Below are 23,273 nucleotides of genomic sequence, written 5' to 3'. Positions count from 1 at the left end.
ACATACCTGGTGGACAATCCGTTTATCGCGGGATCAACTGAGACAGCGAGCACGTTGCGCGGGGATAGCAATATCTCTGGTGCAACTTGGTGGCTGAAGGCAAGGAGCAAGACATGACTGACATGACGCCAGGGCTTGGTGAGTTCGACTTTGCCGGTGACGATCACGTCGTGCCTTTCCAGGTGGAAGGCCTCGACGTGCGCGGCCGCGCCGTGCAGCTCGGCCCCATGCTGGACGCAATCCTCGAGCGCCACAACTATCCGCTTCCGGTCGCGCGCCTGGTTGCTGAAACCGTCGTGCTCACCGTGCTGCTCGGGACCTCGCTGAAGTTTGAAGGCAAGCTGATCGTCCAGACCCAGGGCGATGGCCCGGTCGATCTGGTGGTCGCTGATTTCTCGACGCCGGATCGCGTGCGCGCCTATGCCCGCTACGATCAGGAAGCGCTTGCCGCTGCCGAAAAGGACGGCCGAACCCTTTCGCACGAGCTGCTCGGAAAGGGCGTGCTCGCCTTCACCATCGACCAGGGCGCACATACCCAGCGTTACCAGGGTATCGTTGCGCTCGACGGAGCGACGCTGGAAGAAATCGCCGGCGTCTATTTCCGTCAGTCGGAGCAGATCCCGACCAAGGTGCGCCTTGGTGTGGCCGAGCTTCTCGATCGCGACGAAAACGGCAAGCCGCGCCATCGGTGGCGCGCCGGCGGCATGGTCGCGCAGTTCCTGCCAGAAGCGCCGGAGCGCATGCGCCAGCCCGACCTCTCGGGCGGCGACGGCGATGACGGCGAAAGCACGTTCGAGGACGACGATCTCTGGGCCGAAGCCAAGGTGATGGTCGAAACGATCGACATGGACGAATTGACCGATCCGATGGTCGGAACCGAGCGGCTGCTTTATCGCCTGTTCCACGAGCGCGGCGTTCGCGTCTATGAACCGCAAGCGGTCTATGACCGTTGCAGCTGCTCGCGCGAAAAGCTTCAGTCGGTGTTGTCCAACCTGAGCACGGACGACCTCGAAAGCACCATCGACGATGGCGAAGTCAAGGTGACCTGCGAGTTCTGCTCGACGACCTATCGCTTCGAAGCTAGCGAGGTGCGCCCGCAGTAGCGGGCGCCTCCGGTCGACTGGCCGCGAGTTAGAGCGACGTCAGTGAAGGACAGGCTGTTCCGGATGGCGTCAGTTCAGGGTGCGCACGAGCCCGGGTGAATCGAGCGAGAAGGCGGGGATGGCCACGTTGAAGGTCTCTCCGCCTTCCGATTCCATGCTGTAGTGACCGAACATCACGCCCGAGGGCGTATCCAGCGGGCATCCGGACGAATACTCATAGGTATCGCCGGGATTGAGCAGCGGCTGCTCGCCGATGACGCCCGGGCCGCTGACCTCGTCGACTTGCCCATTCTCATCGGTAATGTGCCAGTAGCGCGTCATCAACCGCACGGTCGCGTCCGAGTGGTTTGAGATGACGATGCGATAGCCCCAAACATAGCGGCCGTCATCGGGATCCGACTGTTCTTCGAGATAGTACGGCTCCACCGTAACTTCTATGTCGCGGGTCAAAGCGCGATACATGGGCATCACCTTGCTTCAGGTCTTTCAGGGTATTCTACAGCAAGATGGTTTCGTCAAGAATAACGGCAAGATTGTGCGATCCCACGATGGGACGGATGGTCGTGCTGGTGCGATCGGGCGGATGAAACGCGTCCGGCGCCTAAGCGCCGTGCCGCTGGAATGCCCTTGCGCGGCTGCCGGCAAGGGGTGTCGGCCGCCGTTGGTCACGGCGGCCGCGTCTTCGTAAAATCAGGCCTTCACGGCCTTCAGCGCGCGGGCGAAATCTTCCACCACGTCGTCGCTATCCTCGATACCGGCCGAGAAGCGCACGGTGCCGGCGGACATGCCGAGCTCCGTACGGGCCTCGTCGGTCAGGTTCTTGTGCGTGGTCGTGGCCGGATGGGTGATCAGGCTCTTGCTGTCGCCGAGGTTGTTGGAGATGCGCACGATCTCCAACGCATTCTGCAGCGCGAAGGCAGCGTCCTTGCCGCCCTTCAGTTCAAACGCGACGAGCGTCGAGCCGCCGGTCATCTGCTTGGCGATGATGTCGGCCTGCGGGTGGTCCTTGCGGCCGGGATAGATGACCTTCGCGACCTGCGGCTGTTCCGCCAGGAAGTCGGCGACGCGGCGGGCCGTTTCCGTCTGCTGGCGCACGCGCAGCGGCAGCGTCTCGATGCCCTTCAGCAGCGTCCAGGCGTTGAACGGCGACATCGCCGGGCCGGTGTGGCGGAAGTAGTCGTGCAGGTGCTCGTTGATCCATTCCTTGTCGGAAAGCACCACGCCGCCGAGGCATCGGCCCTGGCCGTCGATATGCTTGGTGGCGGAATAGACGACGATATGGGCGCCGAGTTCCAGCGGCTTCTGGAAGAGCGGCGTCGCAAAGACGTTGTCGACGACGACCTTGGCGCCGATCTGGTTGGCAAGCTTGGCGACACCGGCAATGTCGATGACTTCAAGCGTCGGGTTGGTCGGGCTTTCGAGGAAGAAGACCTTGGTGTTCTTCTGGATCGCCTTTTCCCAGTTGGCGAGATCACGTCCGTCGACGAGCGTGCATTCGATGCCGTATTTCGGCGCCAGCGTCTCGACCACCCAACGGCAGGAGCCGAAGAGCGCGCGGGCAGCGACGATATGATCGCCGGCCTTCAGCTGGCAGAGGATGGCGGCGGTGACCGCGGCCATGCCCGATGCGGTGGCGCGCGCGTCTTCAGCGCCTTCCAGCATGCACATGCGCTTTTCGAACATGTCGTTGGTCGGGCTGCCGTAGCGGGCGTAGATGAAACCTTCGGTCTCGCCCTTGAAGCGCGCCTCGGCGGCTTCCGAAGTCTCGTAGACGAAGCCCTGGGTGAGGAAGATCGCTTCGGAGGTCTCGCCGTGCTGGGAGCGGGTCGTGCCGCCATGGACCAGTTGCGTTGCGGGGCGCCAGTTTTTGCTCATGTGACGATCACTTTCAAAAACAAAAAAACCGGCCGCGTGAAGGGCCGGTTTGACACCCGGCCTTTTTAGCTACTTGTTTAACGTGGCTGCAAGCCGACCGGCCAAATCACCACGGGATAAAGCTTCAATACTGCCAGGGTACGCTTGCGTCAATTCCCGGAGTTTGGTTTTGTCTCGCAACTGAAAAGAGGACTGCAATGGGCCGCGACACTGGGATTTTGGCCGATCGCGCGATCGCCGCGCTGTTCGAATCGGGACGCCTGAAGAGCGAGAAGCCGCTGGATGACGATCAGATCCAGCCGGCAAGCCTCGACCTGCGCCTCGGCGCCAAGGCTTTTCGCGTCCGCGCCAGCTTCATGCCGGGTCCGTCTCATCTCGTTGCCGACAAGCTCGACCGGCTGAAGCTGCACGTGGTCGACCTGACCGAGGGTGCGGTGCTGGAGACCGGCTGCGTCTACATCGTGCCGCTGATGGAAAGCCTGGCGCTGCCCAAGGGCATGTCGGCCTCGGCCAACCCGAAGAGCTCGACCGGCCGCCTCGACATCTTCACCCGCGTCATCACCGACCGCGCCCAGGAGTTCGACAAGATCCCGGCCGGCTACAGCGGTCCGCTTTATCTCGAAATCAGCCCGCGCACCTTCCCGATCGTCGTGCGCCGCGGCTCGCGCCTGTCGCAGATCCGCTTCCGCATGGGCCAATCGATCCTGTCGGAGCAGGAATTGCAGGCGCTGCATGATAGCGACGTGCTGGTGGCGAGCGACAAGCCGAATGTCAGCGGCGGCGGTATCGCGCTGTCGATCGATCTGAAGGGCACCGGACCCGAAGGCCTGATCGGCTATCGCGGCAAGCACCACACGGCGGTTATCGACGTCGACAAGAAGGCGCAGCACGCGATCTTCGATTTCTGGGAGCCGCTTTATAGCCGCGGCCGCGACGAAATGATCCTCGATCCGGATGAGTTCTACATTCTCGTCTCGCGCGAGGCCGTGCATGTGCCGCCGCTTTATGCGGCCGAGATGACGCCGTTCGATCCGCTGGTCGGCGAGTTCCGCGTGCATTACGCCGGTTTCTTCGATCCGGGCTTCGGCCATGCCTCTGCCGGCGGCACGGGCAGCCGTGCGGTGCTGGAAGTGCGCAGCCACGAGGTGCCGTTCATCCTCGAACACGGCCAGATCGTCGGCCGCCTGATTTACGAACACATGCTGGAACGCCCGGATGGTCTCTACGGCCTCGGCGTCGGCTCCAACTATCAGGCGCAGGGCCTGAAGCTCTCGAAGCATTTTCGCGCCGAGTAGGGGATTTCGAAGCGACCCTGGTGCGATCCGGCGCAAGGGTGCTTGACAGATCGCCCCGGTTCGGGAAATTTCGCAGGCGCCGCGGGTGTAGTTCAGCGGTAGAACGCCAGCTTCCCAAGCTGGATGTCGTCGGTTCGATCCCGATCACCCGCTCCATTCCTTCCTGACCGATCATTGCCTCGATGGCGTAAGGCCTATGGCCAGTTGCGCCGTGGACGGCTAACCTAGGACGGGATGAATCATCCGCGGTTCTAAGGGCCGCATCTGACACACGAGACGTGCCGGCCCGCTGCCCATGAAGCTTTTCTCCCTGTTCGCCCTTTGCGCGTCCTTGATCGCAACGCCACTTGCGGCCCAGCCCAAGGACCTGCCGCTCCTTTTCGATGCGCGCGAACGCATCGCCAAGCCGGATCTCACGGGCCTCGCGCGCCTGCGCTTCTTGACGACGGTGGACTTTCCGCCGTTCAACTTCATCGACCAGTCGGGCAAGCTTTCGGGATTTCATGTGGATCTCGTGCGCGAGATCTGCCGCGAGCTCGACATCGAAGCCAAGTGCCAGATCCAGGCGGTGACCTATGCGGAGCTGCTGCCGGCGTTGGAACAGGGGCAGGGCGAGGCGGTGGCCGCCGGCGTCGCCGTCGGTCCGGAACTGCGCCAGCGCTTCGGCTTTTCGCGCGCCTTCATGCGGCTCCCGGCGCGGTTCGCGGTCAACACCAAGGCGGCGAGCGCAGTGGCCGCGCCGAAGGATCTGAAGGGCAAGCCGGTCGGTGTCGTCGCCGGAACCACGCATGAGGCGATGTTCAAGGCGTTCTTCCCGAAGATCGAGGCCAAGGTCTTTCCCGACCGCGAGGCCATGCTGACAGCGCTGCAGAAGGGCGATGTGCCGGCGGTGTTTTCCGACGGCATGCAGCTTTCCTTCTGGATCTCTGGCAGCGCTGCCGGCGGTTGCTGCGCGCTCGTCGATGGCGCCTACTTCTCGCAGCGCTTCCTCGGCGAGGGCCTGACGATCATGAACCGCAAGTCGGAGCCGGCACTGACCCAGGCGATCGATCACGCGCTGCTGGCGTTGTCGCGCAGCGGGCGGTTGGAGGAAATCTACCTGCGCTACTTCCCGAACGGCATCTACTGAGCTTCAGGGCTTCCTGGTGCGATCGTCGGCTGGCCTATCGGCGGAAGCGGGCGAGCGCGCCGCGCTCGATGGCGGCGCAGGTCAGTTTGTCGAGGCCAAGCCGGTCTCGAAGCAGCTGCAGCAGGCGGATTTCTTCGTTGCGGATGCGCTGGTCGGCGGCCGCGATCTCGACGGCGAGCGCGTAGGCCGTCTCGTGGAACTTCTCCGACAGCGCTTCGCGCACGATCTCGAGCATGATGTCGAGCCCCTCGGGCGCCGCCAGCTGCGCCGAACATTCATGGCCGATATGGACGAGGCTATCCTCGTCGAAGCCGTCGAACACGGGCAGGAACTGGACCAGCCGGCCGATGCGGGCAAACTCGTCGTCGCTCATCTCGCGGTCGACCGCCGACATCATCACCATGACATAGACGAGAGCTTCGTGGTGGCTGAGGCTTGGCAGCATGGGGCTTTCCGGCGGTAGGGCAATTCCAGGGAGAGGGTAGTTCCTGATCCGGAGTTGCGTCGTTTCAAAGAGTTGGGCCGTCTGTTGCTTTCGGCAGACGGTCGAGAACTGGGAATTGTCGCGGCTGTTTACAAGTCCGGTTGCGAGGCGTCCACTCCGAGGCCGAGGGTCGGATCGTCGAAGGTCATCGGCGTGTGGCTGAGGTCGCGCGGATCGTCACCGTAAAAACCAAGCTTTGCCTGGCGTGCCGCGTCGGCGCGTTTTTCGAGGGAGGAGCCCGCGACCGGTGTCGCCCAGCCATTGTCGACGAGCCAGGTGGCAAGATCCTGCCCGCCAAGCGTGCAGGAGGCGGTGGCCGAAGGGCCGGGACCTGCTTCGGGCAGATCGCAGCTGACCGCACGTGCACGCAGGAAGTTTCGGAAGGCGGTTCGTGCGACGATGCCGCAGGGCCAGCTCTTGCCGCCGCTTTCGCAGGTCCGCTCCGCCTGCTCCGGCTCGATGCCGTCGATCTGCAGCGTCAGCTTGTCGAACTGTATCACGCCGGCGGCGACGGCGACCGGCCGATAGAGCACGGTCGGCCCGGCGGCCTTCGCTTCCTTCTTCGGCTCCGACAGCGGCGCGCGCGGTTCCACCCGCTCGAGCGGCGCGCTGGTGACGGTGTCGGGCAGGCCGAACTGCTGCGGCTCGATAGCGCGCGCCGCATTCTCGGTCGTGGGGGTGCCCTGCGGTTGTTCGCCCGTCGTCGCTGCGCCGCCGGATGGCGCGCCGGGGTCGAGCGGGACCTCGTCGTCGGCCTGATCCGGCGCCGCCTCGAAATCGGTCATGTCGGGCGTTTCGAGAACGAGTTCCGGCGTGGCGGCGGTCTCGCGGTCGCGGATGGCGACGGCGCCCGCATAGAGGATGCCGGTGAAAAGGGCGATTGCGGCGATGCCGCCGGCAAGGGTGTAGAAATGCTGCCGCATCAGGAAGGACGTCCTATTGGCTGGCCCAGATAATTCGGGCGATCCATTCGATCTGGCTGGTCTCGAAGCTGCGGTTCGGATGCTCGGGATTGAGCGACAGAAGTTCGATCACCCGCGGCGTCTGGCGCGTGAGCACCTTTGCCATGACCTCGCCCTCCTGCGTCTTCACCACGACGCGATCGCCACGCCGGATCGGCGCGCCGGGGTCGACGATCAGGATGTCGCCGTCGCGGTAGAGCGGTAGCATGCTGTCTCCCTGTACCCCGAGTGCATAGGTGCCGCTGCGCTTTTCCGCATCCGTGGGAAAATCGATGACGTCCCAGCCCTGACCGGCGGGAAAGCCGCCGTCGTCGAAGTAGCCGCCGGCACCCGCCTGGGCAAAGCCAATCAGCGGGATCGTGGCAGCGGCCACAGGTTCTGAAGGCGCTGTGGCCCCGTCCGGCTGCAGCAGACTTGTGAACTGGTCCATGGTGGCGCCGGTCGCCTCCAGCACCTTGGCGATCGATTCCGTCGAGGGCCAACGCTCCCGCCCGTCGGCGGAGCGACGCTTGGACTTGTTGAAGGAAGTCGGGTCGAGGCCGGCACGGCGCGCGAGACCGGAAGGCGAGAGCTGATGGCGCTCGGCCAGGGTGTCGATAGCGTGCCAGATCGTGCCGTGAGACAACATGACGAGAGATCCAGGCCGGGCAGGCGGCCACTTGCTGCTTTGGTTCCCGGCCACACTACCGAAACGCTGCAGGGCGGTAAAGAATCGGGAGGAAAATAGTCCTCGTCCCGTCATTTGCTTTGCGGGGCGTCGCCCCTATAGTTCCGGTGATGGGCAGGCAGGCTTTCGGTGGAGGGCGTTTTGTTGGTGCGCATGAAAGCGGAACGCCTGCTGATCGTCGCCATGCTTGCCGCGGTCGCCGGACTTGCGCTCGAAGATCACCTGCTTGAGATGGGGCGCCTCGCAACGCTTCTCGGTGCCGGCGGCCTGGTGGTCGCGATCGTACTTGCGTCGCTACGGGTATCGCATCACGCCGAGGTGTTGGCGTCGAAGGTCGGCGATCCCTATGGCACGATGATCCTGACGCTCTCGGCGGTGCTCGTCGAAGTCGTCGTGCTGGCGATCATGATGACGAGCGAGACGTCTCCGACGCTGGTGCGCGACACGATCTATGCGGCCGTCATGCTCGATATCAACGGCATCCTGGGCCTCGCAGCCCTGCTTGGGGGCCTGAAGCACGGCGAACAGCCCTATAACGACGATTCCGCCCGCACCTACAGCGTGATGATCCTGACGGCGATGGGGATTTCGATGGTCGTGCCGGAATTCGTGCCGGCGGCCAAATGGCATCTCTACTCGGCCTTCACCATCGGCGCGATGATCACGCTCTATGCCCTGTTCCTGCGCATGCAGGTGGGCGTGCACAGTTACTTCTTCAGCTACAGCTATCCGAAGGCGAAGGGCGAGGGGAGTGCGAGACAAGGCGATCCGGACCAGCCGGTGCTGCCGTCGATCATGATCCTTATTCTCGGCATCGTGCTGATCGGCTTTCTGGCGGAAGTAATGTCGTCGCTGCTGACATCTGGCCTGAAGGGGAGTGGGGCACCGCTCGCCGTCACGGCCATCGTCGTCGCGGCGATTTCCGCCTCGCCGGAGATCATGACCGCCATGCGCGCCGCACTCGCCAACCGTATGCAGGCGGTCCTCAATATCGCGCTCGGCGCCTCGCTTTCGACCGTCATCCTGACGGTGCCGGTGATGGAGGCGATCGCGCTCTATACTGGCCAGCCCTTCCTGATGGCGATGTCGCCGGTGCAGACGGTGATGGTGACGATCACGCTGATCGTTGCGGCGATCAACCTCAACGACGGCCAGACCAACGCGATTGAGGGCATGACGCATTTCGTGCTGTTTGCCACCTTCGTCATGCTCTCGGCGATCGGCCTTTGAGCGGATGATGGGGGAGCGTCAGGCCGTCGCCTCTTCGCGCGCTTTCCTTGCGACCACCTCTTCATAGGCGGCCTGCAGCGTTGCGCGCACCCTGGGCGGACCGTCGAGCGGCGTCCCCAGATGGTCGTGCCGCAACTCGTCCATGAAGCGGTCCCAGAGCGCCGGGCCGCCGTTCTCCATGAGTTCGGCACGAATGCTGAGTTCTTCGCTGACTGGCAGGTAGCGTCGCCCCCAGGCGCCAAGCTGGGCCATGATCGGCACCAGCGCAATCGTCATTTCCGTCAGGCTGTAGATCGCCTTCTGCTTGTGCGTGGGGTCGTCGCGCTTCGTCAGCATACCCTGTTCGACCAGCATTTTCAGCCGGTCCGCCAGGATGTTCGACGAGATGCCCTCCTGCGATCGCAGCAGCTCCCGGAAGTGCCTTTTGCCGCCGAAGATCATGTCGCGAATGATCAGCAGGCTCCATTTGTCGCCGAACACTTCGAGGGAAAGATTGATCGGGCAACCCGAGCGCATGTCGTCCTTCATTGGCACCTCTTTAAAACCGCTTGCATTATCGCATCACTGACGCTAACGTTCAACTGATTTCAAAATAATAGCAGTTCATATTCGAAACCAGTTAATCATAGACCATCAGTTTCCGACCCAGAGGAGGCAAGACATGACTGACAGATCCGTGGAACATTCGAGCTTCACCATTGAGCGCAATTTCAAGGCGACACCGGTTGAGGTGTTCAGGGCGTTCTCGGAACCGGCCGCAAAGGAGCGCTGGTTCGTCAACGTCGAAGCCGGGGCGCAGATCACCCACGACTTCCGCGTCGGCGGCCGCGAAAGCGGTCGCTTCAGCGTAGACGACGGGACGACCTATTACGACGACACCGTCTATCTGGATATCGTCGAGAACCGCCGGATCATCTTTGCCTATACGATGACGCAGAACGACAGGCGGATTTCCGCCTCCGTCGCCACGGTCGATATCCAGCCCGCGGGCACCGGCACACGCCTCGTCTTTACCGAACAGGTGGCCTTCCTCGACGGGCTCGACAAGCTCGAGTACCGGCGCGGAGGCTGGGAAGAATTGATGGGCGCCTTGGCGAAGGAACTCGGCGAGGCAGTTGCCGCTTGAGGCGCAACGTTTGGCCGCTTCTGGCGATCGATATCCCCGAGGGCACGTGCGGCCCTCCGGGGTTTTTCTAGTGCATGGCGGCAATCGCGCTGCCGGCGATGCCAACAGAAAAGAGCGTGAGGCAGATGGCGGCGATCCGGCGCGGCAGGTGCGAGGCCGACAGGCCCTTGGAGATCTGCACCAGCAGGGCGCCGGCCCCGATCCAGGTCGACCCGGCAGCGACGACCAGCAGCGAAAAGCCGGCGATCCAGGGCCAGACGGCTACCAGCCCCGTCTGCGGCAACAGCACCAGGGCGACGATCAGGGCTTTCGGATTGAGCAGCGTCGTGACGAAGACTTGTCGGGTGGAGATGACAACGCCTTCGCTGCGTTCGGCATCGGTCGTCCAGAGCGCATAGGCGAGATAGAGCACCCAGCAGGCGGCAATGAGCCTCAGCGCCAAGCCGAGGTTTGGATGGGCGGCGAGGAACGGGGCGAGCAGCGCGACGGCGGGAATGATCACCGCAAGATAGCCGCCGAGCTCGCCGGTCAAAAGCGGCAGCGACCGGCGGAAGCCCGCCGATGCGCCGGAAAGCCAGAGCAGCGTGTTCGTCGGACCGGGCGTCGCGAGCAGGACGAGGGCGGCAAGGGCGAAGGCGAGCGGCTGCATGTCATTGAGACCCAGGTTTCATGGTCGTTATCGCCGCCTTCTAGCAGCGGTGCAAGCGCCGGTTCTTGATCTCCATCAAGCCAGGTGCCGGATCGTGGCGGGCCACCCCAAGAAATCGCCACAGCGCCACCCCGGCATGCCCCTTCCGCGCCCGACGCCGCCGCGCTATCAGACGGGCTCCGCCGCTTCTCTTCCCGCCGGCGTGATCGAGGCTCCCATGAACAAGACCGTCCTGTCAGGCATCGTCATGACGACGTTTTCCTATTTCCTGTTTTCGCTGCAGGATGCGTCGGTCAAATGGCTGGTCGTCGGCTACTCGGTCTGGCAGATCCTGTTTACCCGCAGCATCACCATCCTTGTGCTTTGCCTCGTCATCGGCCGCGGCCAGCTGGTGCGCAATGCCGTCGTGTCGCCGGTGCTCAAGCCGCTCTTCGTGCGCAACCTTTTGCTGCTCGCCGCCTGGCTTTGCTATTTCAATGCGGCGTGTGATCTCAGCCTCGCCGAAATGACGACGCTCTATTATGCCGCGCCGATCGTCGTGACGCTGCTGGCGGTGCCGATCCTGAAGGAGGACGTGCCGCCGATCCGCTGGTTCGCCGTCTTCATCGGCTTCGTCGGCGTGCTCGTCGCCTGCGATGTACTTGGCACCGGCATGAAGCTGTCGCTGCCTGTGTTCCTGGCTCTGCTTGCCGCCGTCTTCTGGGCGATCGGCACCGTGATGCTGCGCAAGACCGCACTCCATGAAACGACCTTGGTGCAGATGACGATCTCCAACGTCTTCTTCATCGGCATGACCGGGGTTGCTGTCGGTTTCTTCTGGACGCCGCCGGCGATCTTCGACGTCGCGCTGATGGCTGGTACCGGCGTCATCGCCGGCATTGCGCAGTACGCCTTTTTCGAGGGCATGCGTCGCGCACCGATCTCGGTGATCGCACCGTTCGAATATACCTCGCTCGTCTGGGCTTTCGGTCTCGGCTTCCTGATCTGGGGCGACGTGCCGGCCACGAACGTTTTCGCCGGCGCCGGACTGATCTTTGCGGCCGGCCTGCTGATCATCGTTGGGGAACGCCTGGCGCATCGCCGCCAGGGCGCCACAGCCTGAGGCTGAATGGAAACGGGACGTTTCAAGCCTTGATGACGAGGGCTTCCGGTATGCGACCGGTCAGCCGGAAGAACAGGTGGGACGTCACGAGCACGTTGGGGTCGGCAAGGTGGCGGTCGAGGGCGGCGAGATCGTCATCCAGCTGGACTTGGCTGATGAAGCCTTCGGCGACGAGCCTGTCACGGACATTGTTGATGAAATCCCGAAGGATCGATCGGCGGTCGTGGCCGGGCGGGTAGACGTGCTCGACCGCATCGACGGAAATCGCCTCGACACCGGCACTCCGGAACAGGCGATGCAGCCGACGGCCGATGTTGAGGTCGATGCCTCTGGCAGTGGAATAGGCGGAGTAGGCTGCCAGCAGCCGGTCCCAGGCGGCAAGCGGCGGATCGCAGATATGCGCCAGGAAATCGGCTTCGAAACTCGCAATCCAGCCGCCGGGCCTCACCAGAGACACCATTTCGAGCACGATGAGTTCCGGCCGTGGCACGTTGACCAGCACCAGCCGCATATGGGCGCCGTCGAAGGAGCGGCGCGGCAGGCCGGTGGCATGGGCGTCGCCCTCACGCACCTCGACCTGCGGCAGCGCGTGACCGGCAACGAAACGGCGGGCAAGCTCAACGAAATGCGGGTCGCGCTCGATGCCAAGCACCGAGCCGGTCGGCCCGACGCGTTTGCCGATGAGATGCAGCACGCCGCCGGGACCGCAACCGAGATCGACGACGCGCTCGCCCGGCTTGATGCCGACCCTTTCGAGTTGCTGGTCGGAATCGGGTGCGAGGTTGGCGATTTGTCGTTTCAGGCGTGCTTCTTCGGGCCCGGCGCGCCCAAGCAGATAGAGATCAGGCTCGCTCATGGCGTGTCCCCCTCTGAAGTCGCGGAGGATGCGCCCCCGCACGGAGGGCGTCAATCAGAAGATGCTGATAAGCTTAACGCGCCCGCGATGTCATGAAGCGCCGTTCCGCGGTTTCCTCATAGATCACAAGGCCTTCGCGCCGGTAAAATGCGACTGCCGGATTGGTTGTCAGCACGCTGAGCCGCACGGGCAGGCCGAACGCTGCCGCCTCGCCAAGCACCTGCCTCAGGGCGAAAGCCCCGTAGCCACGCTTCTGATATGCGGGCGCGACATAGAGCTTGTTCACCCAGAGATGGTCCGCGCGCGGCGTCACCGAAACACAGCCGGCATCTTCGCCGTCTGCAACGATGAGGCGATGTTCATCGAGGATCAGCGCATCCGCCGGACGCGGGCGCCAACTGCCCCAGAGTGCGACGGCATAGTCGCGCATGCAGGCTTCTTCGAGCCAGTGCAGATAAGGTTCGTCCCCGGGGACGGCGGCGCGGAATGTCGTTTTCGTCATGGCTTCGTCGTGGGTCGCGGTTCCATCCGCGCGGCCCTAGCACCAGAACTGTAACAGGGTGAAGGCGGCCGGGTGGGCGTTGAGCCGGCAAGGGCCTCGAATGAGCCGTGCTCAAACGAAAACAGGCCCCGAGGGGCCTGCTTCCAATGCGATGAGCGGGCCTTACGCCGCCTGCTTCTTCTCGCCGTAGGGATCGAAGCGGCCGTAGAAGGTCTCGCCCCGTTCGGCCATTTCCTTCAAGAGCGCCGTCGGCTTGAAGTGGTCGCCATAGTCCTTGGCGAGCTTTTCGCACATCTCGACGAAGGTCTTTACGCCCATGCCGTCGATGTAGGAGAGCGTGCCGCCTGTGTAGGGCGCAAAGCCGAATCCGAGGATCGAGCCGACGTCGGCTTCGCGCGGATCGGTGACGATGCCTTCTTCCATGGTGCGGGCCGCTTCGAGCGCGATCGTGGCCAGAAGCCGCTGCTTCAGCACCTCGACATCGATCTTGTCGGCGTTCTTCTGCGGATAGAGCGTCTTCAACTCCGGCCACAGATACTTCTTGGCAGGCTTGGCCGGGTACTCGTAGAAGCCCTTGCTGTTCTTGCGGCCGCGGCGGTCGAGATCGTCGACCAGCTTGTTGATCAGCGCCAGGTGCTTGGGATCGACGGCCTTTTCGCCGAGGTCGGCGACGGTGGCCTTGAGGATCTTCTGGCTGAGGTCGATCGCCACTTCGTCGTTGAGCGACAGCGGGCCGACCGGCATGCCGGCCATCTTGGCGGCATTCTCGATCATCGCCGGCGGCACGCCTTCGATCAGCATGTCATAGGCTTCGTGGATGTAGCGGAAGACGCAGCGGTTGACGTAGAAGCCGCGCGTGTCGTTGACGACGATCGGCGTCTTCTTGATCGCGGCCACATAGTCGAGTGCCACGGCGAGTGCCCTGTCGCCACTCTCCTTGCCTAGGATCACTTCCGTCAGCATCATCTTCTCGACCGGTGAGAAGAAGTGGACGCCGATGAACTGGCTCGGGCGTTTGGAGTTCTTGGCAAGACCGGTGATCGGCAGCGTCGAGGTGTTGGACGCAAAGATCGCGTCCTCGGCAATCACCGCTTCCACCTTCTCGATCACGTCCTTCTTGACCTGGCGATCCTCGAACACCGCTTCGACGACGAGACCGGCGGTCTTGAGATCGTTGTAGTCGGCAGAGGGCGTAATACGGCCAAGCAGCGCTTCGCCTTCTTCCTTGGTCAGGCGGCCCTTGCCGACCGAATCCTTCACCAGGCCTTCCGAATGCGCCTTGCCCTTTTCGGCCGCTTCCATGTCGCGGTCGATCAGCGTCACGGCAATGCCGGCAGCGGCCGTCACATAGGCGATCGAGGCGCCCATGAAGCCGGCGCCGACGACGCCCACATGCTTGAACTCCGACTTCGGTACGCCGGCCGGGCGGCGGGCACCCTTGCCGAGTTCCTGCATCGAGACGAACAGCGAGCGGATCATCGAGAAGGCTTCGGTCGTCTGAAGGATCTCGGTGAAGTAACGCTGCTCGATCTTGAGCGCGGTGTCGAAAGGCACTTGCAGGCCTTCATAGACACACTTCAGGATCGCGACGGCGCCCGGATAGTTGCCGTAGGTCTCGCGGCGCAGGATGCCGGAAGCGGCCGGCCAGAGCTGGGCCGAGGCCGGCGTCCAGATGCCGCCGCCGGGAACCTTATAGCCCTTCTCGTCCCAGGGCTGCACCGGCTTCAGGCCGTTCTTGATCATCGCCTTGGCGGCGTCGACCAGCTTATCGGCGTCGACCACTTCATGCACGAGGCCCATCGCCTTGGCGCGGGCCGCCGTCAGCGACGAGCCCGTCGTCATCATCTGCAGCGCGTCCTGCGCGTTGGTGAGGCGCGGCACGCGCTGGGTGCCGCCGGCGCCCGGGAAGATGCCGACCTTGACTTCCGGCAGAGCGATCTTCACCGACTTGGAATTGGAAGCGACGCGGCCGTGGCAGGCAAGCGAAAGCTCGAAGGCCCCGCCCATGCAGGTGCCGTTGATCGCCGAGACCCAGGGCTTGCCGGAGGTTTCGAGCTTGCGGAACAGGCCCGTCATGCGGCCGACCAGATCGAAGAGCTTCTGGGCGGCGTTATCCGGATCCTTCTTCTTTTCTTCCTGCTGGAAGGTGAACATCGACTTGATCATCGAGAGATCGGCGCCGCCGGAGAAGCTCGACTTGCCCGACGTGAAGACGACGCCTTTGACCGCCGCATCGGCAGTGGTCTGGTCGACGATGGCGTTCAGCTCTTCCATCACCTCCTGGGTGAAGACGTTCATCGACTTCTCGGGCATGTCCCAGGTGACGAGTGCAATGCCGTCGGCGTCGGTCTCTATCTTGAAATTGGTGTAATTCGTCATGGTTCTCCCCCTCAGTAGAGAATGGGTTCGATCTGCAGCGAGACGTTCGATCCGCCGCTGTAACGTTGCTTGCTGGTGTTGGTGGCGATCAGCCGCCCGTCGCGCTCGACACGGATGCTGAAGCCGGCGTCGACAGCCTTGTCGAGTTCGGGCTTCGGCACCTGCAGCACGAAGGGCACGCGGGTGGCCTTGCCGTCGCTGACGACAGACGTCTCGGCGATCAGCTTGGCGGCGACGTCCATCACGCCCTGCTCTTCGAGCCGGATCGTGACGGTGCCGACTGGAACCGGGCCGCTGGCGACATTTGTGATCGCACCGGTGAGCGTGAAGCTGTCGCCGCCTTCCTCCTCGTCGGAGACGCAGCCCGCGGCTGCAAGCAGCCCCAGGCCCATCAGTCCAAGAAGGGTGCGGCGCATCACGTCCATCGTCAGACCCTTTCGATGATCGTGGCCGTGCCCATGCCGGCGCCGATGCAAAGGGTGACGAGCGCGGTGTTGAGATCGCGGCGCTCCAGTTCGTCGAGCACGGTGCCGAGGATCATCGCGCCGGTCGCGCCGAGCGGATGGCCCATGGCGATCGCGCCGCCGTTGACGTTGATCTTGTCGTGCGGGATGTCGAAGGCCTGCATGTAGCGCAGCACGACCGCCGCAAAGGCTTCGTTGAGCTCGAAGAGGTCGATGTCCGACAGCTTCATGTCGGCGCGCTTCAGGAGCTTCTCGGTGACGTCGACCGGGCCGGTCAGCATCAGCGCCGGATCGGAGCCGATGTTGGCGAAGGCGCGAATGCGGGCGCGCGGCTTCAGGCCCATGCTCTCGCCGCCGGCCTTGGAGCCGAGCAGCACGGCTGCTGCACCGTCGACGATCCCGGACGAATTGCCGGCGTGGTGCACGTAGTTGATCTTCTCGATTTCAGGGTGTGCCTGGATGCCGACCGCCTCGAAGCCACCCATTTCGCCCGGCATCTGGAACGACGGGTTGAGCGAGGCGAGGGCCTGCATGTCGGTGCCCGGACGCATGTGCTCGTCGCGGTCGAGGATGGTGAGACCGTTCTGGTCCTTGAAGGGAACGACGGACTTCTTGAAGTAGCCCTTTTCCCAGGCATGCGCGGCGCGCTTCTGGCTTTCCACCGCATAGGCGTCGACATCGTCGCGGCTGAAGCCGTACTTGGTAGCGATCAGGTCGGCCGAAACGCCCTGCGGCATGAAGAAGGCCGGCAGATTGACCGAGGGGTCCATGAACCAGGCGCCGCCGGACATGCCGAGGCCGACGCGCGACATCGATTCAACGCCGCCGGCAATGACGATGTCGTCGGCGCCTTGCGCGATCTTCGCCGCGCCGAAGTTGACGGCGTCGAGGCCGGAAGCGCAGAAGCGCGAGATCTGCATGCCCGGTGCACGGGTCGAATAGCCGGCTTCGAAGGCGGCAGCCTTCGGGATCACCGCGCCTGCGTCCATCACCGGATCGACGCAGCCCATGATGATGTCGTCGACGGTCGACGTGTCGAGGTCGTTGCGGTCACGCACCGCTTCCAGCATCTTGGCGGCGAGCCGAACGGACGGCACTTCGTGCAGCGATCCGTCCTTCTTGCCACGGCCGCGCGGCGTGCGCACGTGGTCGTAAACGAAGACTTTCGTCATGTCTCATCTCCCTTTCGGCAGCACCGTCAGGTGCTGCCCGTCAAACATGTTAGATCGCTTCCGCGACGAGATTAGAAAGCGGCTGCGTCGAGCGCCATCAGCGTGTCGGCGCCGGTTTCGATGCGGGCCTTGCGCAGGGCCGTTTCCGGCAGGATCCTTTCCATGAAGAAGGTCGCGGTGATCAGCTTGTTCCTCAGATAGTCTGCACGCGCCGTTTCGCCAGAGGCAAGCTTTTCCTCGGCGGTCTTGGCGATCTTCGCCCACATGTAGCCAAGCACGACGAGGCCGAAGAGGTGCATGTAGTCGGTCGAGCCGGCGCCGGCATTGTCGGGCTTGGCCATGGCGTTCTGCATGAACCACATGGTGGCCGCCTGCAGGTCGTTGAGGCCCTTCTTCAGCGCCTTGGTATAGGCGGCGAGCTTTTCGTTGCTACGGTTCTCCTCGCAGAAATCGCCGATTTCCTTGAACAGCGCCATGACCGCACGACCGCCGTTGAGGCCGAGCTTGCGGCCGACGAGGTCGAGCGCCTGGATGCCGTTGGCGCCTTCGTAGATCATCGCGATGCGGGCATCGCGGACATACTGGCTCATGCCATGCTCTTCGATATAGCCGTGGCCGCCGAACATCTGCTGCGCCATGACGGCATGGTCGAAGCCCTTGTCGGTCATGACGCCCTTGAGGATCGGGGTCATCAGGCCGAGAATGTCGTCTGCTGTCTGGCGGTCGGCTTCATTGTCGGAACGGTGCGCGATGTCGGATTTCAGCGCCGTCCAGAGCGTGAAGGCGCGACCGGCTTCGTTGAAGGCCCTGATCGTCATCAGCGTGCGGCGGACGTCCGGATGCACGATGATCGGGTCGGCCTTCTTGTCCGGCGCCTTCGGGCCGGAAAGCGAGCGGCCCTGGATGCGGTCGCGGGCATAGTTGGCGGCGTTCTGGTAGGCGACTTCGGCAACCGAGAGACCCTGCAGGCCGACGCCCAGGCGAGCCTCGTTCATCATCACGAACATGGCATTGAGGCCCTTGTTCTCCGTGCCGATGAGATAGCCCTCGGCCTCGTCATAGTTCATGACGCAGGTGGAGTTGCCGTGGATGCCCATCTTGTGTTCGATCGCGCCGCAGGAAACGCCGTTGCGTTCGCCCGGTTCGCCATCGGCGTTCAGCTTGAACTTCGGCACGATGAACAGCGAAATGCCCTTCACTCCCTCAGGCGCGCCCTCGATGCGGGCGAGCACCAGGTGGATGATGTTGTCGGACATGTCGTGTTCGCCGGCCGAGATGAAAATCTTCTGGCCGGAGATCTTGTAGGCGCCGTTGCCGGTGGGCACCGCTTTGGTGCGCAAGAGGCCGAGGTCCGTGCCGCAATGCGGCTCGGTCAGGTTCATCGTACCGGTCCAGGTGCCGGCGACCATCTTCGGCAGATAGGCCTGCTTCTGCTCGTCGGTACCGTGAACCAGGATCGCGGCGATCGCGCCTTGGGTCAGGCCCGGATACATGGTCAGCGCCATGTTGGCCGACGACATGTATTCGCCGACGGCGGTGTGCAGGGTATAGGGCAGCCCCTGGCCGCCGAATTCTTCCGGCACGGCGAGGCCAAGCCAGCCGCCTTCGCGGTAGAGATCGAAGGCTTCCTTGAAGCCCTTCGGCACGCTGACCGAACCGTCTTCGCGGCGCTTGCAGCCTTCCTGGTCGCCGGACAGATTGACCGGGAACAGCGCTTCCTCGGCAAGCTTGGCGGCCTCACCGACGATCGCTTCGATCATGTCTGGTGTCGCGTCGGCGAAACCGGGCAGGTTGTTGTAGCGCTCGATGCCGAGCACGTCGTTCAGGATGAAGAGGGTATCGTCGACCGGGGCCTTGTAGATGGGCATTCTTTCCTCGCCTTATGGTGCTTCGGGCCGCCGTCTGTCGTCGTCGACGCCCGGTTGCAGGATGCCGGATGCGCCGCCATCCTCATTGTTTCCAGGGCATCTTCTCCTCCCGTTTTTCCACGGGAAAGCGGATGCCGCCGGGGCGGTCTCGCATCGTTGGCCGGATGCTACAAAATTTTGACGTTTGCGTAAACGTCAAAAATTGCGTGTCGTGCAGTTTGGTGGCGTGTGGGGCGGCGGCACCGCAGCGCCTCAACTTCGTACGATCCTGCCAAATCGTTAAAAAATCATCCGCAGGTTAACCGCTTGTTTACCACGTTTCGTGAAAGGTGCGTGTTGAGATGGTCAAAGCTGCAACCTGTCCTGGCGTCGCATCGTTGTAGTTTTGCCCGCGTCGGAAGCGCCACAGGGGTGAAGAAAGCAGTTTTCTTCCGTGACGACTTTCGAGATGGCCGACGACAGGGGCGAAGAACAACATGAGTGGATTGCGATCAAATCCTCAGCGCGCAGGCAGCCAGTCCTACAGCGAGCGGCCGTCGCTCGACGCCTTGAACCGCACCATCGAAGGATTGGAGGCGCGGATCGAAGGCCTGATGAGCGGTACGGCCCGCGACCCGGCGCCAAGGCCGCCCGAGCGCCAGCCCGCCCGCGAACCCGCCCGGGAAACGGCATCGCCCCGCGATGCCGTGGCCGAAATCATGCAACGCCAGCGCAGCCTCAGCGCCTCGCGCGAGCGACCAGCGCTTAGCGACCGGCTGCCGCAGCGCGGGCCTGAACGGTATGCCCCCGAACGCCCCGCTTCCGAACGCCCCATTTCCGAACGCCCGGTCCAGGACCGCTACGTCGAAGAGCCGCGCCCCCAGCTTCACAGCCAGCCGCAGCGCGCCTCCGCGGCCGTCAACGATATCGCCGAAGCCCTCGTCGGTTTGCGCCAGGACCTGAAGCGCGACATAACCGACGGGCTGACGCGCGAGATGAATTCGCTACGCTCCGAAATTCGCGGCATCAAGGCCCAGGCGCAGGATCACAGCTTCGCCGAAGACGTGCGCGGCGACATGCAACGCCTTGCCGACAGTATCCAGCATCTCGGCCGTCAGGCCTCGCCAGCTCAGGCCGACGCCTTGCGCGGCGATTTCGACGACCTGCGCGCGATGATCGACGGACTAGCGCGCGAAGACAGCGTGCGCCGCATGGAAAACCGCTGGACTGGTGTCGAGGACCGGCTGATCGCGTTCGACCAGAGCCGCGACGACGAACTGGTCGCGCTCGCCTATCGGTTGGACGAAATCAAGTCGCAGATCGGCTCGCTGAAGAGCAGCTCCGCCGTCGATGTGCTCGAAGACAAGCTTATCGCCGTTGCCCAGGCGATCGAAATGCTCGGCCGGCAGATCCAGCCCGACGATCGCCGCCTCGTCTCGCAGTTTGCCGATCTCGACAGCCGGCTCGACGAAATCAGCCGCGCCATTGCCGCCAACAGCCGCACGACCCAGGGGCTCGATACCGGCTTCGTCAATCGCCTCGAAAGCCGGCTCGGCGATCTCTCCCACCAGATCGACAGCCTGTCGCGCCCGAACGATTCGGGCCTCAGCGCCCGTCTGGAAGCCCTGACCGTCCGTGTCGAGGATCTCGCCAGCGAAAAGGCTGCCGCCCGCCTGGAAGAGCGGCTCGACCAGCTGTCGCTGATGATGGAGCGCAGCAACAGGACGGCGCAGTCGGACCTTAACGATTACCTGTCGGATATCTCCCGCAAGATCGAGGCCCTCGACCAGGGCAGCGTCAACGACGCTCTGGCCGAGCGGCTGGACTATCTCGCCCGCCGGATCGACGAGCTGGACGCCCACGGCGCCCAGCCTGTTTCCGATCCGCGTTTCGACCGGCTGGAAGATCGCCTCGCCGGTATCGCCCAGCGGCTGGAGGAAACACAGGCAGCGCCGTTCGACGACCGCGCGGCGCTTCAGAACCTTGAAGCCCAGATCGCCAACTTGTCGACGCTGGTCAGCCAGCCGCGGGCGGACGTCGCCCAGAGCGTGATGCCCGTCGATTTCGAAAACCGCATGACCGCGCTCGAGGACTATTTCTCGACCAGCGACGAATACATCGTCGAAGCCGCCCGCCAGGCGGCCGAAGCGGTGATGGAAGCCTATTCCAAGAACGGCCCAACGCAGGCCTCCTCCGGTGGTGACCTGGCCGCGATCTCGGCGCTCGCCGAAGATCTGCGGACGCTTGAGGACTTGAGCCGCTCCAGCGAGGAGCGGACTGCGCGCACTTTTGAGGCGCTGCACGAAACCCTCGTCCACATCGCCGACAAGCTGGAACGCATCGAAAACCGCGAGCCGGCAATGGCGGCCCAGCCTGCCATGGCGGTGGTGCGCGAAGCCGCCCCGATGCCGCGCGCCGCGCAGCCGGAGTTCAACGACCCCTTCGGTGGCGGCGACCTCGATGATCGCTACGACGACCTGCAGCGCAATGTCCGCGCCCTCCAAGCGGAGGACCAGGCCGTCGCAGCCGAGGCCGTCGAACCGGTAACGGCCCTTGCCGACGATGCGCAGATCTCGACAGTCGAGCTCGAAGAAGGGCGCGAGCCGGTAGCCGCTGGCCGCACCGGCCTGCTCGCCGGCCTCACCCGTCGCTTTTCCGGCAAGCGCTCGGAGCAGGCACCGGAGCAGGCGCGCAAGCTCGTCGAGCCGACGCCGTCGATCGATCCCTCCGAAATGCTGGCGCCGGAAGAAGCCAACCAGCTGCTCGAGCCGGGCTCCGGCGTTCCGGACGTGAAGAAGATCCTGGAGCGCGTGCGCGCCGGGCAGATGAACAAGGCAGGCATTCAGCCGGCCGATGGCGACAAGTCGGACTTCATCGCCGCCGCTCGCCGCGCCGCCCAGCTCGCCGTCGAGGAAGCCGACACCCTCAACAAGACCGGCGACAAGGCCGCGACGTCCGGCATCGGTGGCGCTTTCGCCCGTCATCGCCGGCCGATCCTCATGGCCGTCGGCGCCGTGCTTTTGGCGATCATGTCCTACCCGCTGGTCAGCTCGATGCTGAACAAGGACGAGATGCCGATCGAACCGGTGGCGGTCATCGAGCAGACGGTCAACCCGCAGGCATCCGAATTCAAGGTCGCTGACGACCAACTGGTGCAGGGCACGACCGTTGCGGCACAGGCAGCACCGGTTGCTGCGTCCGAAACGGCTGTTGCGCCACCGCTCGATTCCGTTGAAGCGCCGGCAAAGACCCCCGAGGCCTCGATCGCGGTGACGGCAACGACCGTGCCGACGACCACCTTTGCAACGCCGGCAGAAGGCAAGGCGCCGATGCTTGCGCCTGTCGCTGAGACGAAGACGCCGGTCACCGAGTTCCAGCCGGCAGCGGCTGCAGCGACGCCGGTGGCGAGCGCTTCGGTCGCAAGCGCGCCGGCCGATGGTGCCGCGATGACCCCGTCGACCACTGCCGCCGCAGCCGTGGCGACCGACGTGGTATTGCCGGAAGGTTTCGGCCCGGTCGCCCTGGTGACGGCGGCCAAGGGCGGCGACCCGCTCGCCTTCTACGAAATCGCCGTGCGCTTCACCGAGGGCCGGGGCGTTCAGGAAAACATGGCGGAAGCCGCGAAATGGTATCAGCGCGCCGCCGATGCCGGCGTCGTGCCGGCACAGTACCGTCTTGCAACCCTTTACGAGAAGGGCACCGGCGTGACGCGCGACACGGCGAAGGCGAAGGCGCTCTATATCGCTTCCGCCGGCCAGGGCAACGCCAGCGCCATGCATAACCTCGCAGTCATGCTGGCAAGCGGCCGCGATGGCGCGCCTGACTTTAACGAGGCAACGAAGTGGTTTGCGAAGGCTGCCGAACTCGGCATCCGCGACAGCCAGTTCAACCTTGCGGTTCTCTATGCCCGCGGCAACGGCGTGCCGCAGGACCTGACGGAATCCTACAAGTGGTTCTCGGCGGCTGCCCGCGAAGGCGATCTCGATGCAGGCGCCAAGCGCGACGAGGTTGCCAAGGCGATGAAGCCGGAGCAGCTCGAAAGCGCCAAGGCCAAGGCCGAAGCCTGGAAGGCTGAGCCGGTCGACGCCAAGGCAAACAGCGTCGACGTTCCGGATGCATGGGTCGGCCCGGCCAACAAGACCGCCAGCGTCGACATGAGCAAGGCGGTCCGCAACATCCAGGCGATCCTCAACAACAACGGCTTCGACGCCGGCAAGCCGGATGGCCAGATGGGCAAGAAGACCGTCGCCGCTATCAAGGCTTTCCAGAAGTCGGTCGGCCAGGAGCCGACGGGCGAAATCACCGAGCAGCTGGTCAAGGAATTGCTGAAGCGCAATTCCTGACCTTCAGGCCCAGCGCCGTAATAAAGCCGCAGAGCCGGGCGACACGGGTTGCGGGTGGCGAAGCCATCCGCCATGTGGCTGAAAAGGT

Annotated in this window: 20 protein-coding genes, 1 tRNA gene and 1 riboswitch; of the genes, 8 read left to right on the top strand and 13 right to left on the bottom strand. The window is 64.0% G+C overall.

Translation table 11 applies throughout. The annotated features are described in order from the left end of the window. Positions 1 to 113 precede the first annotated feature (113 nt). Positions 114 to 1,103, top strand: coding sequence for an Hsp33 family molecular chaperone (locus tag JVX98_RS19805; RefSeq protein ID WP_192447938.1), 990 nt, complete (start codon positions 114 to 116; stop codon positions 1,101 to 1,103). Positions 1,104 to 1,172: 69 nt separating this feature from the next. Here JVX98_RS19805 and apaG read toward each other — a convergent pair whose 3' ends face one another. Then, positions 1,173 to 1,565: a Co2+/Mg2+ efflux protein ApaG gene (gene apaG, locus JVX98_RS19800; RefSeq protein ID WP_043622371.1), complete on the bottom strand. Its 393-nt coding sequence runs from the start codon at positions 1,563 to 1,565 to the stop codon at positions 1,173 to 1,175. 228 nt (positions 1,566 to 1,793) lie between these two features. Continuing rightward, positions 1,794 to 2,978, bottom strand: a complete 1,185-nt coding sequence (locus tag JVX98_RS19795; RefSeq protein ID WP_043622374.1) for an O-succinylhomoserine sulfhydrylase — start codon at positions 2,976 to 2,978, stop codon at positions 1,794 to 1,796. 44 nt (positions 2,979 to 3,022) lie between these two features. Next, a riboswitch (SAM riboswitch) is annotated at positions 3,023 to 3,101 on the bottom strand. A 74-nt stretch (positions 3,102 to 3,175) separates the two neighbouring features. On the opposite strand from JVX98_RS19795, the gene JVX98_RS19790 reads away from it, so the two are divergent. The 3 genes from JVX98_RS19790 to JVX98_RS19780 all read left to right on the top strand — a co-directional run bounded on the left by JVX98_RS19790 (position 3,176) and on the right by JVX98_RS19780 (position 5,402). Continuing rightward, complete coding sequence (locus tag JVX98_RS19790) at positions 3,176 to 4,273, top strand: 2'-deoxycytidine 5'-triphosphate deaminase (RefSeq protein ID WP_205237172.1); 1,098 nt, start codon at positions 3,176 to 3,178, stop codon at positions 4,271 to 4,273. Between the two features lie 81 nt (positions 4,274 to 4,354). Further along, positions 4,355 to 4,429 (top strand) — tRNA-Gly (locus tag JVX98_RS19785). 139 nt (positions 4,430 to 4,568) lie between these two features. After that, on the top strand, positions 4,569 to 5,402 hold the full coding sequence (locus tag JVX98_RS19780) for a transporter substrate-binding domain-containing protein (RefSeq protein WP_205237171.1): 834 nt from the start codon (positions 4,569 to 4,571) through the stop codon (positions 5,400 to 5,402). A gap of 34 nt (positions 5,403 to 5,436) precedes the next feature. On the opposite strand, the gene JVX98_RS19775 is transcribed toward JVX98_RS19780, so the two are convergent. The 3 genes from JVX98_RS19775 to JVX98_RS19765 all read right to left on the bottom strand — a co-directional run bounded on the left by JVX98_RS19775 (position 5,437) and on the right by JVX98_RS19765 (position 7,476). Continuing rightward, a complete protein-coding gene (locus JVX98_RS19775; RefSeq protein WP_192447936.1) occupies positions 5,437 to 5,847 on the bottom strand; it encodes a tellurite resistance TerB family protein in 411 nt (136 codons plus the stop codon). Positions 5,848 to 5,975: 128 nt separating this feature from the next. Next, a complete protein-coding gene (locus JVX98_RS19770) occupies positions 5,976 to 6,809 on the bottom strand; it encodes a thermonuclease family protein (protein ID WP_192447935.1) in 834 nt (277 codons plus the stop codon). 13 nt (positions 6,810 to 6,822) lie between these two features. After that, entirely contained in the window at positions 6,823 to 7,476 is a 654-nt protein-coding gene (locus JVX98_RS19765; protein WP_192447934.1) for a helix-turn-helix transcriptional regulator, read from the bottom strand. 192 nt (positions 7,477 to 7,668) lie between these two features. Here JVX98_RS19765 and JVX98_RS19760 point away from each other — a divergent pair, with 192 nt between their 5' ends. Next, on the top strand, positions 7,669 to 8,745 hold the full coding sequence (locus tag JVX98_RS19760; RefSeq protein WP_205239485.1) for a calcium:proton antiporter: 1,077 nt from the start codon (positions 7,669 to 7,671) through the stop codon (positions 8,743 to 8,745). An 18-nt stretch (positions 8,746 to 8,763) separates the two neighbouring features. Here JVX98_RS19760 and JVX98_RS19755 read toward each other — a convergent pair whose 3' ends face one another. After that, the gene (locus JVX98_RS19755) at positions 8,764 to 9,273 is read right to left on the bottom strand and encodes a helix-turn-helix domain-containing protein (RefSeq protein ID WP_043622393.1); all 510 of its coding nucleotides are present in this window, start codon (positions 9,271 to 9,273) and stop codon (positions 8,764 to 8,766) included. 133 nt (positions 9,274 to 9,406) lie between these two features. Here JVX98_RS19755 and JVX98_RS19750 point away from each other — a divergent pair, with 133 nt between their 5' ends. Beyond that, the gene (locus tag JVX98_RS19750) at positions 9,407 to 9,871 is read left to right on the top strand and encodes an SRPBCC family protein (protein WP_192447933.1); all 465 of its coding nucleotides are present in this window, start codon (positions 9,407 to 9,409) and stop codon (positions 9,869 to 9,871) included. A 67-nt stretch (positions 9,872 to 9,938) separates the two neighbouring features. Here JVX98_RS19750 and JVX98_RS19745 read toward each other — a convergent pair whose 3' ends face one another. Continuing rightward, entirely contained in the window at positions 9,939 to 10,520 is a 582-nt protein-coding gene (locus JVX98_RS19745; RefSeq protein ID WP_205237170.1) for a LysE family translocator, read from the bottom strand. A 217-nt stretch (positions 10,521 to 10,737) separates the two neighbouring features. Here JVX98_RS19745 and JVX98_RS19740 point away from each other — a divergent pair, with 217 nt between their 5' ends. After that, positions 10,738 to 11,622 (top strand): DMT family transporter, encoded by an 885-nt coding sequence (locus JVX98_RS19740; protein ID WP_205237169.1) that lies wholly within the window; start codon positions 10,738 to 10,740, stop codon positions 11,620 to 11,622. 22 nt (positions 11,623 to 11,644) lie between these two features. On the opposite strand, the gene JVX98_RS19735 is transcribed toward JVX98_RS19740, so the two are convergent. The 6 genes from JVX98_RS19735 to JVX98_RS19710 form a co-directional block, all read right to left on the bottom strand. Then, on the bottom strand, positions 11,645 to 12,478 hold the full coding sequence (locus JVX98_RS19735; protein WP_205237168.1) for a methyltransferase domain-containing protein: 834 nt from the start codon (positions 12,476 to 12,478) through the stop codon (positions 11,645 to 11,647). A 73-nt stretch (positions 12,479 to 12,551) separates the two neighbouring features. After that, the gene (locus JVX98_RS19730; RefSeq protein ID WP_205237167.1) at positions 12,552 to 12,980 is read right to left on the bottom strand and encodes a GNAT family N-acetyltransferase; all 429 of its coding nucleotides are present in this window, start codon (positions 12,978 to 12,980) and stop codon (positions 12,552 to 12,554) included. 162 nt (positions 12,981 to 13,142) lie between these two features. Beyond that, entirely contained in the window at positions 13,143 to 15,359 is a 2,217-nt protein-coding gene (locus tag JVX98_RS19725; RefSeq protein WP_205237166.1) for an FAD-dependent oxidoreductase, read from the bottom strand. 11 nt (positions 15,360 to 15,370) lie between these two features. Continuing rightward, positions 15,371 to 15,775 (bottom strand): YbaY family lipoprotein, encoded by a 405-nt coding sequence (locus tag JVX98_RS19720; RefSeq protein ID WP_192447927.1) that lies wholly within the window; start codon positions 15,773 to 15,775, stop codon positions 15,371 to 15,373. Between the two features lie 11 nt (positions 15,776 to 15,786). Further along, complete coding sequence (locus tag JVX98_RS19715) at positions 15,787 to 16,995, bottom strand: acetyl-CoA C-acetyltransferase (RefSeq protein WP_192447926.1); 1,209 nt, start codon at positions 16,993 to 16,995, stop codon at positions 15,787 to 15,789. 71 nt (positions 16,996 to 17,066) lie between these two features. Beyond that, positions 17,067 to 18,863 (bottom strand): acyl-CoA dehydrogenase C-terminal domain-containing protein, encoded by a 1,797-nt coding sequence (locus JVX98_RS19710; RefSeq protein ID WP_205237165.1) that lies wholly within the window; start codon positions 18,861 to 18,863, stop codon positions 17,067 to 17,069. A 476-nt stretch (positions 18,864 to 19,339) separates the two neighbouring features. On the opposite strand from JVX98_RS19710, the gene JVX98_RS19705 reads away from it, so the two are divergent. Further along, positions 19,340 to 23,185, top strand: a complete 3,846-nt coding sequence (locus JVX98_RS19705) for a peptidoglycan-binding protein (protein WP_205237164.1) — start codon at positions 19,340 to 19,342, stop codon at positions 23,183 to 23,185. Positions 23,186 to 23,273: the final 88 nt, after the last annotated feature.

It is taken from the genome of Ensifer sp. PDNC004 (assembly GCF_016919405.1).
Lineage (GTDB): Bacteria > Pseudomonadota > Alphaproteobacteria > Rhizobiales > Rhizobiaceae > Ensifer.
The sequence above is the reverse complement of the archived record's forward strand: the minus strand, read 5'-3'. Positions and strand labels throughout refer to the sequence as shown.

Excerpts from the sequence above, each read along its gene's own strand:
- JVX98_RS19735 (WP_205237168.1), bottom strand. The coding sequence starts at position 12,478 with ATGAGCGAGCCTGATCTCTATCTGCTTGGGCGCGCCGGGCCCGAAGAA.
- JVX98_RS19750 (WP_192447933.1), top strand. The coding sequence starts at position 9,407 with ATGACTGACAGATCCGTGGAACATTCGAGCTTCACCATTGAGCGCAAT.
- JVX98_RS19710 (WP_205237165.1), bottom strand. The coding sequence starts at position 18,863 with ATGCCCATCTACAAGGCCCCGGTCGACGATACCCTCTTCATCCTGAAC.
- JVX98_RS19805 (WP_192447938.1), top strand. The coding sequence starts at position 114 with ATGACTGACATGACGCCAGGGCTTGGTGAGTTCGACTTTGCCGGTGAC.
- JVX98_RS19770 (WP_192447935.1), bottom strand. The coding sequence starts at position 6,809 with ATGCGGCAGCATTTCTACACCCTTGCCGGCGGCATCGCCGCAATCGCC.
- JVX98_RS19725 (WP_205237166.1), bottom strand. The coding sequence starts at position 15,359 with ATGACGAATTACACCAATTTCAAGATAGAGACCGACGCCGACGGCATT.
- JVX98_RS19730 (WP_205237167.1), bottom strand. The coding sequence starts at position 12,980 with ATGACGAAAACGACATTCCGCGCCGCCGTCCCCGGGGACGAACCTTAT.
- JVX98_RS19775 (WP_192447936.1), bottom strand. The coding sequence starts at position 5,847 with ATGCTGCCAAGCCTCAGCCACCACGAAGCTCTCGTCTATGTCATGGTG.
- JVX98_RS19760 (WP_205239485.1), top strand. The coding sequence starts at position 7,669 with ATGAAAGCGGAACGCCTGCTGATCGTCGCCATGCTTGCCGCGGTCGCC.
- JVX98_RS19755 (WP_043622393.1), bottom strand. The coding sequence starts at position 9,273 with ATGAAGGACGACATGCGCTCGGGTTGCCCGATCAATCTTTCCCTCGAA.
- JVX98_RS19780 (WP_205237171.1), top strand. The coding sequence starts at position 4,569 with ATGAAGCTTTTCTCCCTGTTCGCCCTTTGCGCGTCCTTGATCGCAACG.
- JVX98_RS19790 (WP_205237172.1), top strand. The coding sequence starts at position 3,176 with ATGGGCCGCGACACTGGGATTTTGGCCGATCGCGCGATCGCCGCGCTG.
- JVX98_RS19795 (WP_043622374.1), bottom strand. The coding sequence starts at position 2,978 with ATGAGCAAAAACTGGCGCCCCGCAACGCAACTGGTCCATGGCGGCACG.
- JVX98_RS19740 (WP_205237169.1), top strand. The coding sequence starts at position 10,738 with ATGAACAAGACCGTCCTGTCAGGCATCGTCATGACGACGTTTTCCTAT.
- JVX98_RS19765 (WP_192447934.1), bottom strand. The coding sequence starts at position 7,476 with ATGTTGTCTCACGGCACGATCTGGCACGCTATCGACACCCTGGCCGAG.
- JVX98_RS19745 (WP_205237170.1), bottom strand. The coding sequence starts at position 10,520 with ATGCAGCCGCTCGCCTTCGCCCTTGCCGCCCTCGTCCTGCTCGCGACG.
- JVX98_RS19715 (WP_192447926.1), bottom strand. The coding sequence starts at position 16,995 with ATGACGAAAGTCTTCGTTTACGACCACGTGCGCACGCCGCGCGGCCGT.
- apaG (WP_043622371.1), bottom strand. The coding sequence starts at position 1,565 with ATGTATCGCGCTTTGACCCGCGACATAGAAGTTACGGTGGAGCCGTAC.
- JVX98_RS19720 (WP_192447927.1), bottom strand. The coding sequence starts at position 15,775 with ATGCGCCGCACCCTTCTTGGACTGATGGGCCTGGGGCTGCTTGCAGCC.
- JVX98_RS19705 (WP_205237164.1), top strand. The coding sequence starts at position 19,340 with ATGAGTGGATTGCGATCAAATCCTCAGCGCGCAGGCAGCCAGTCCTAC.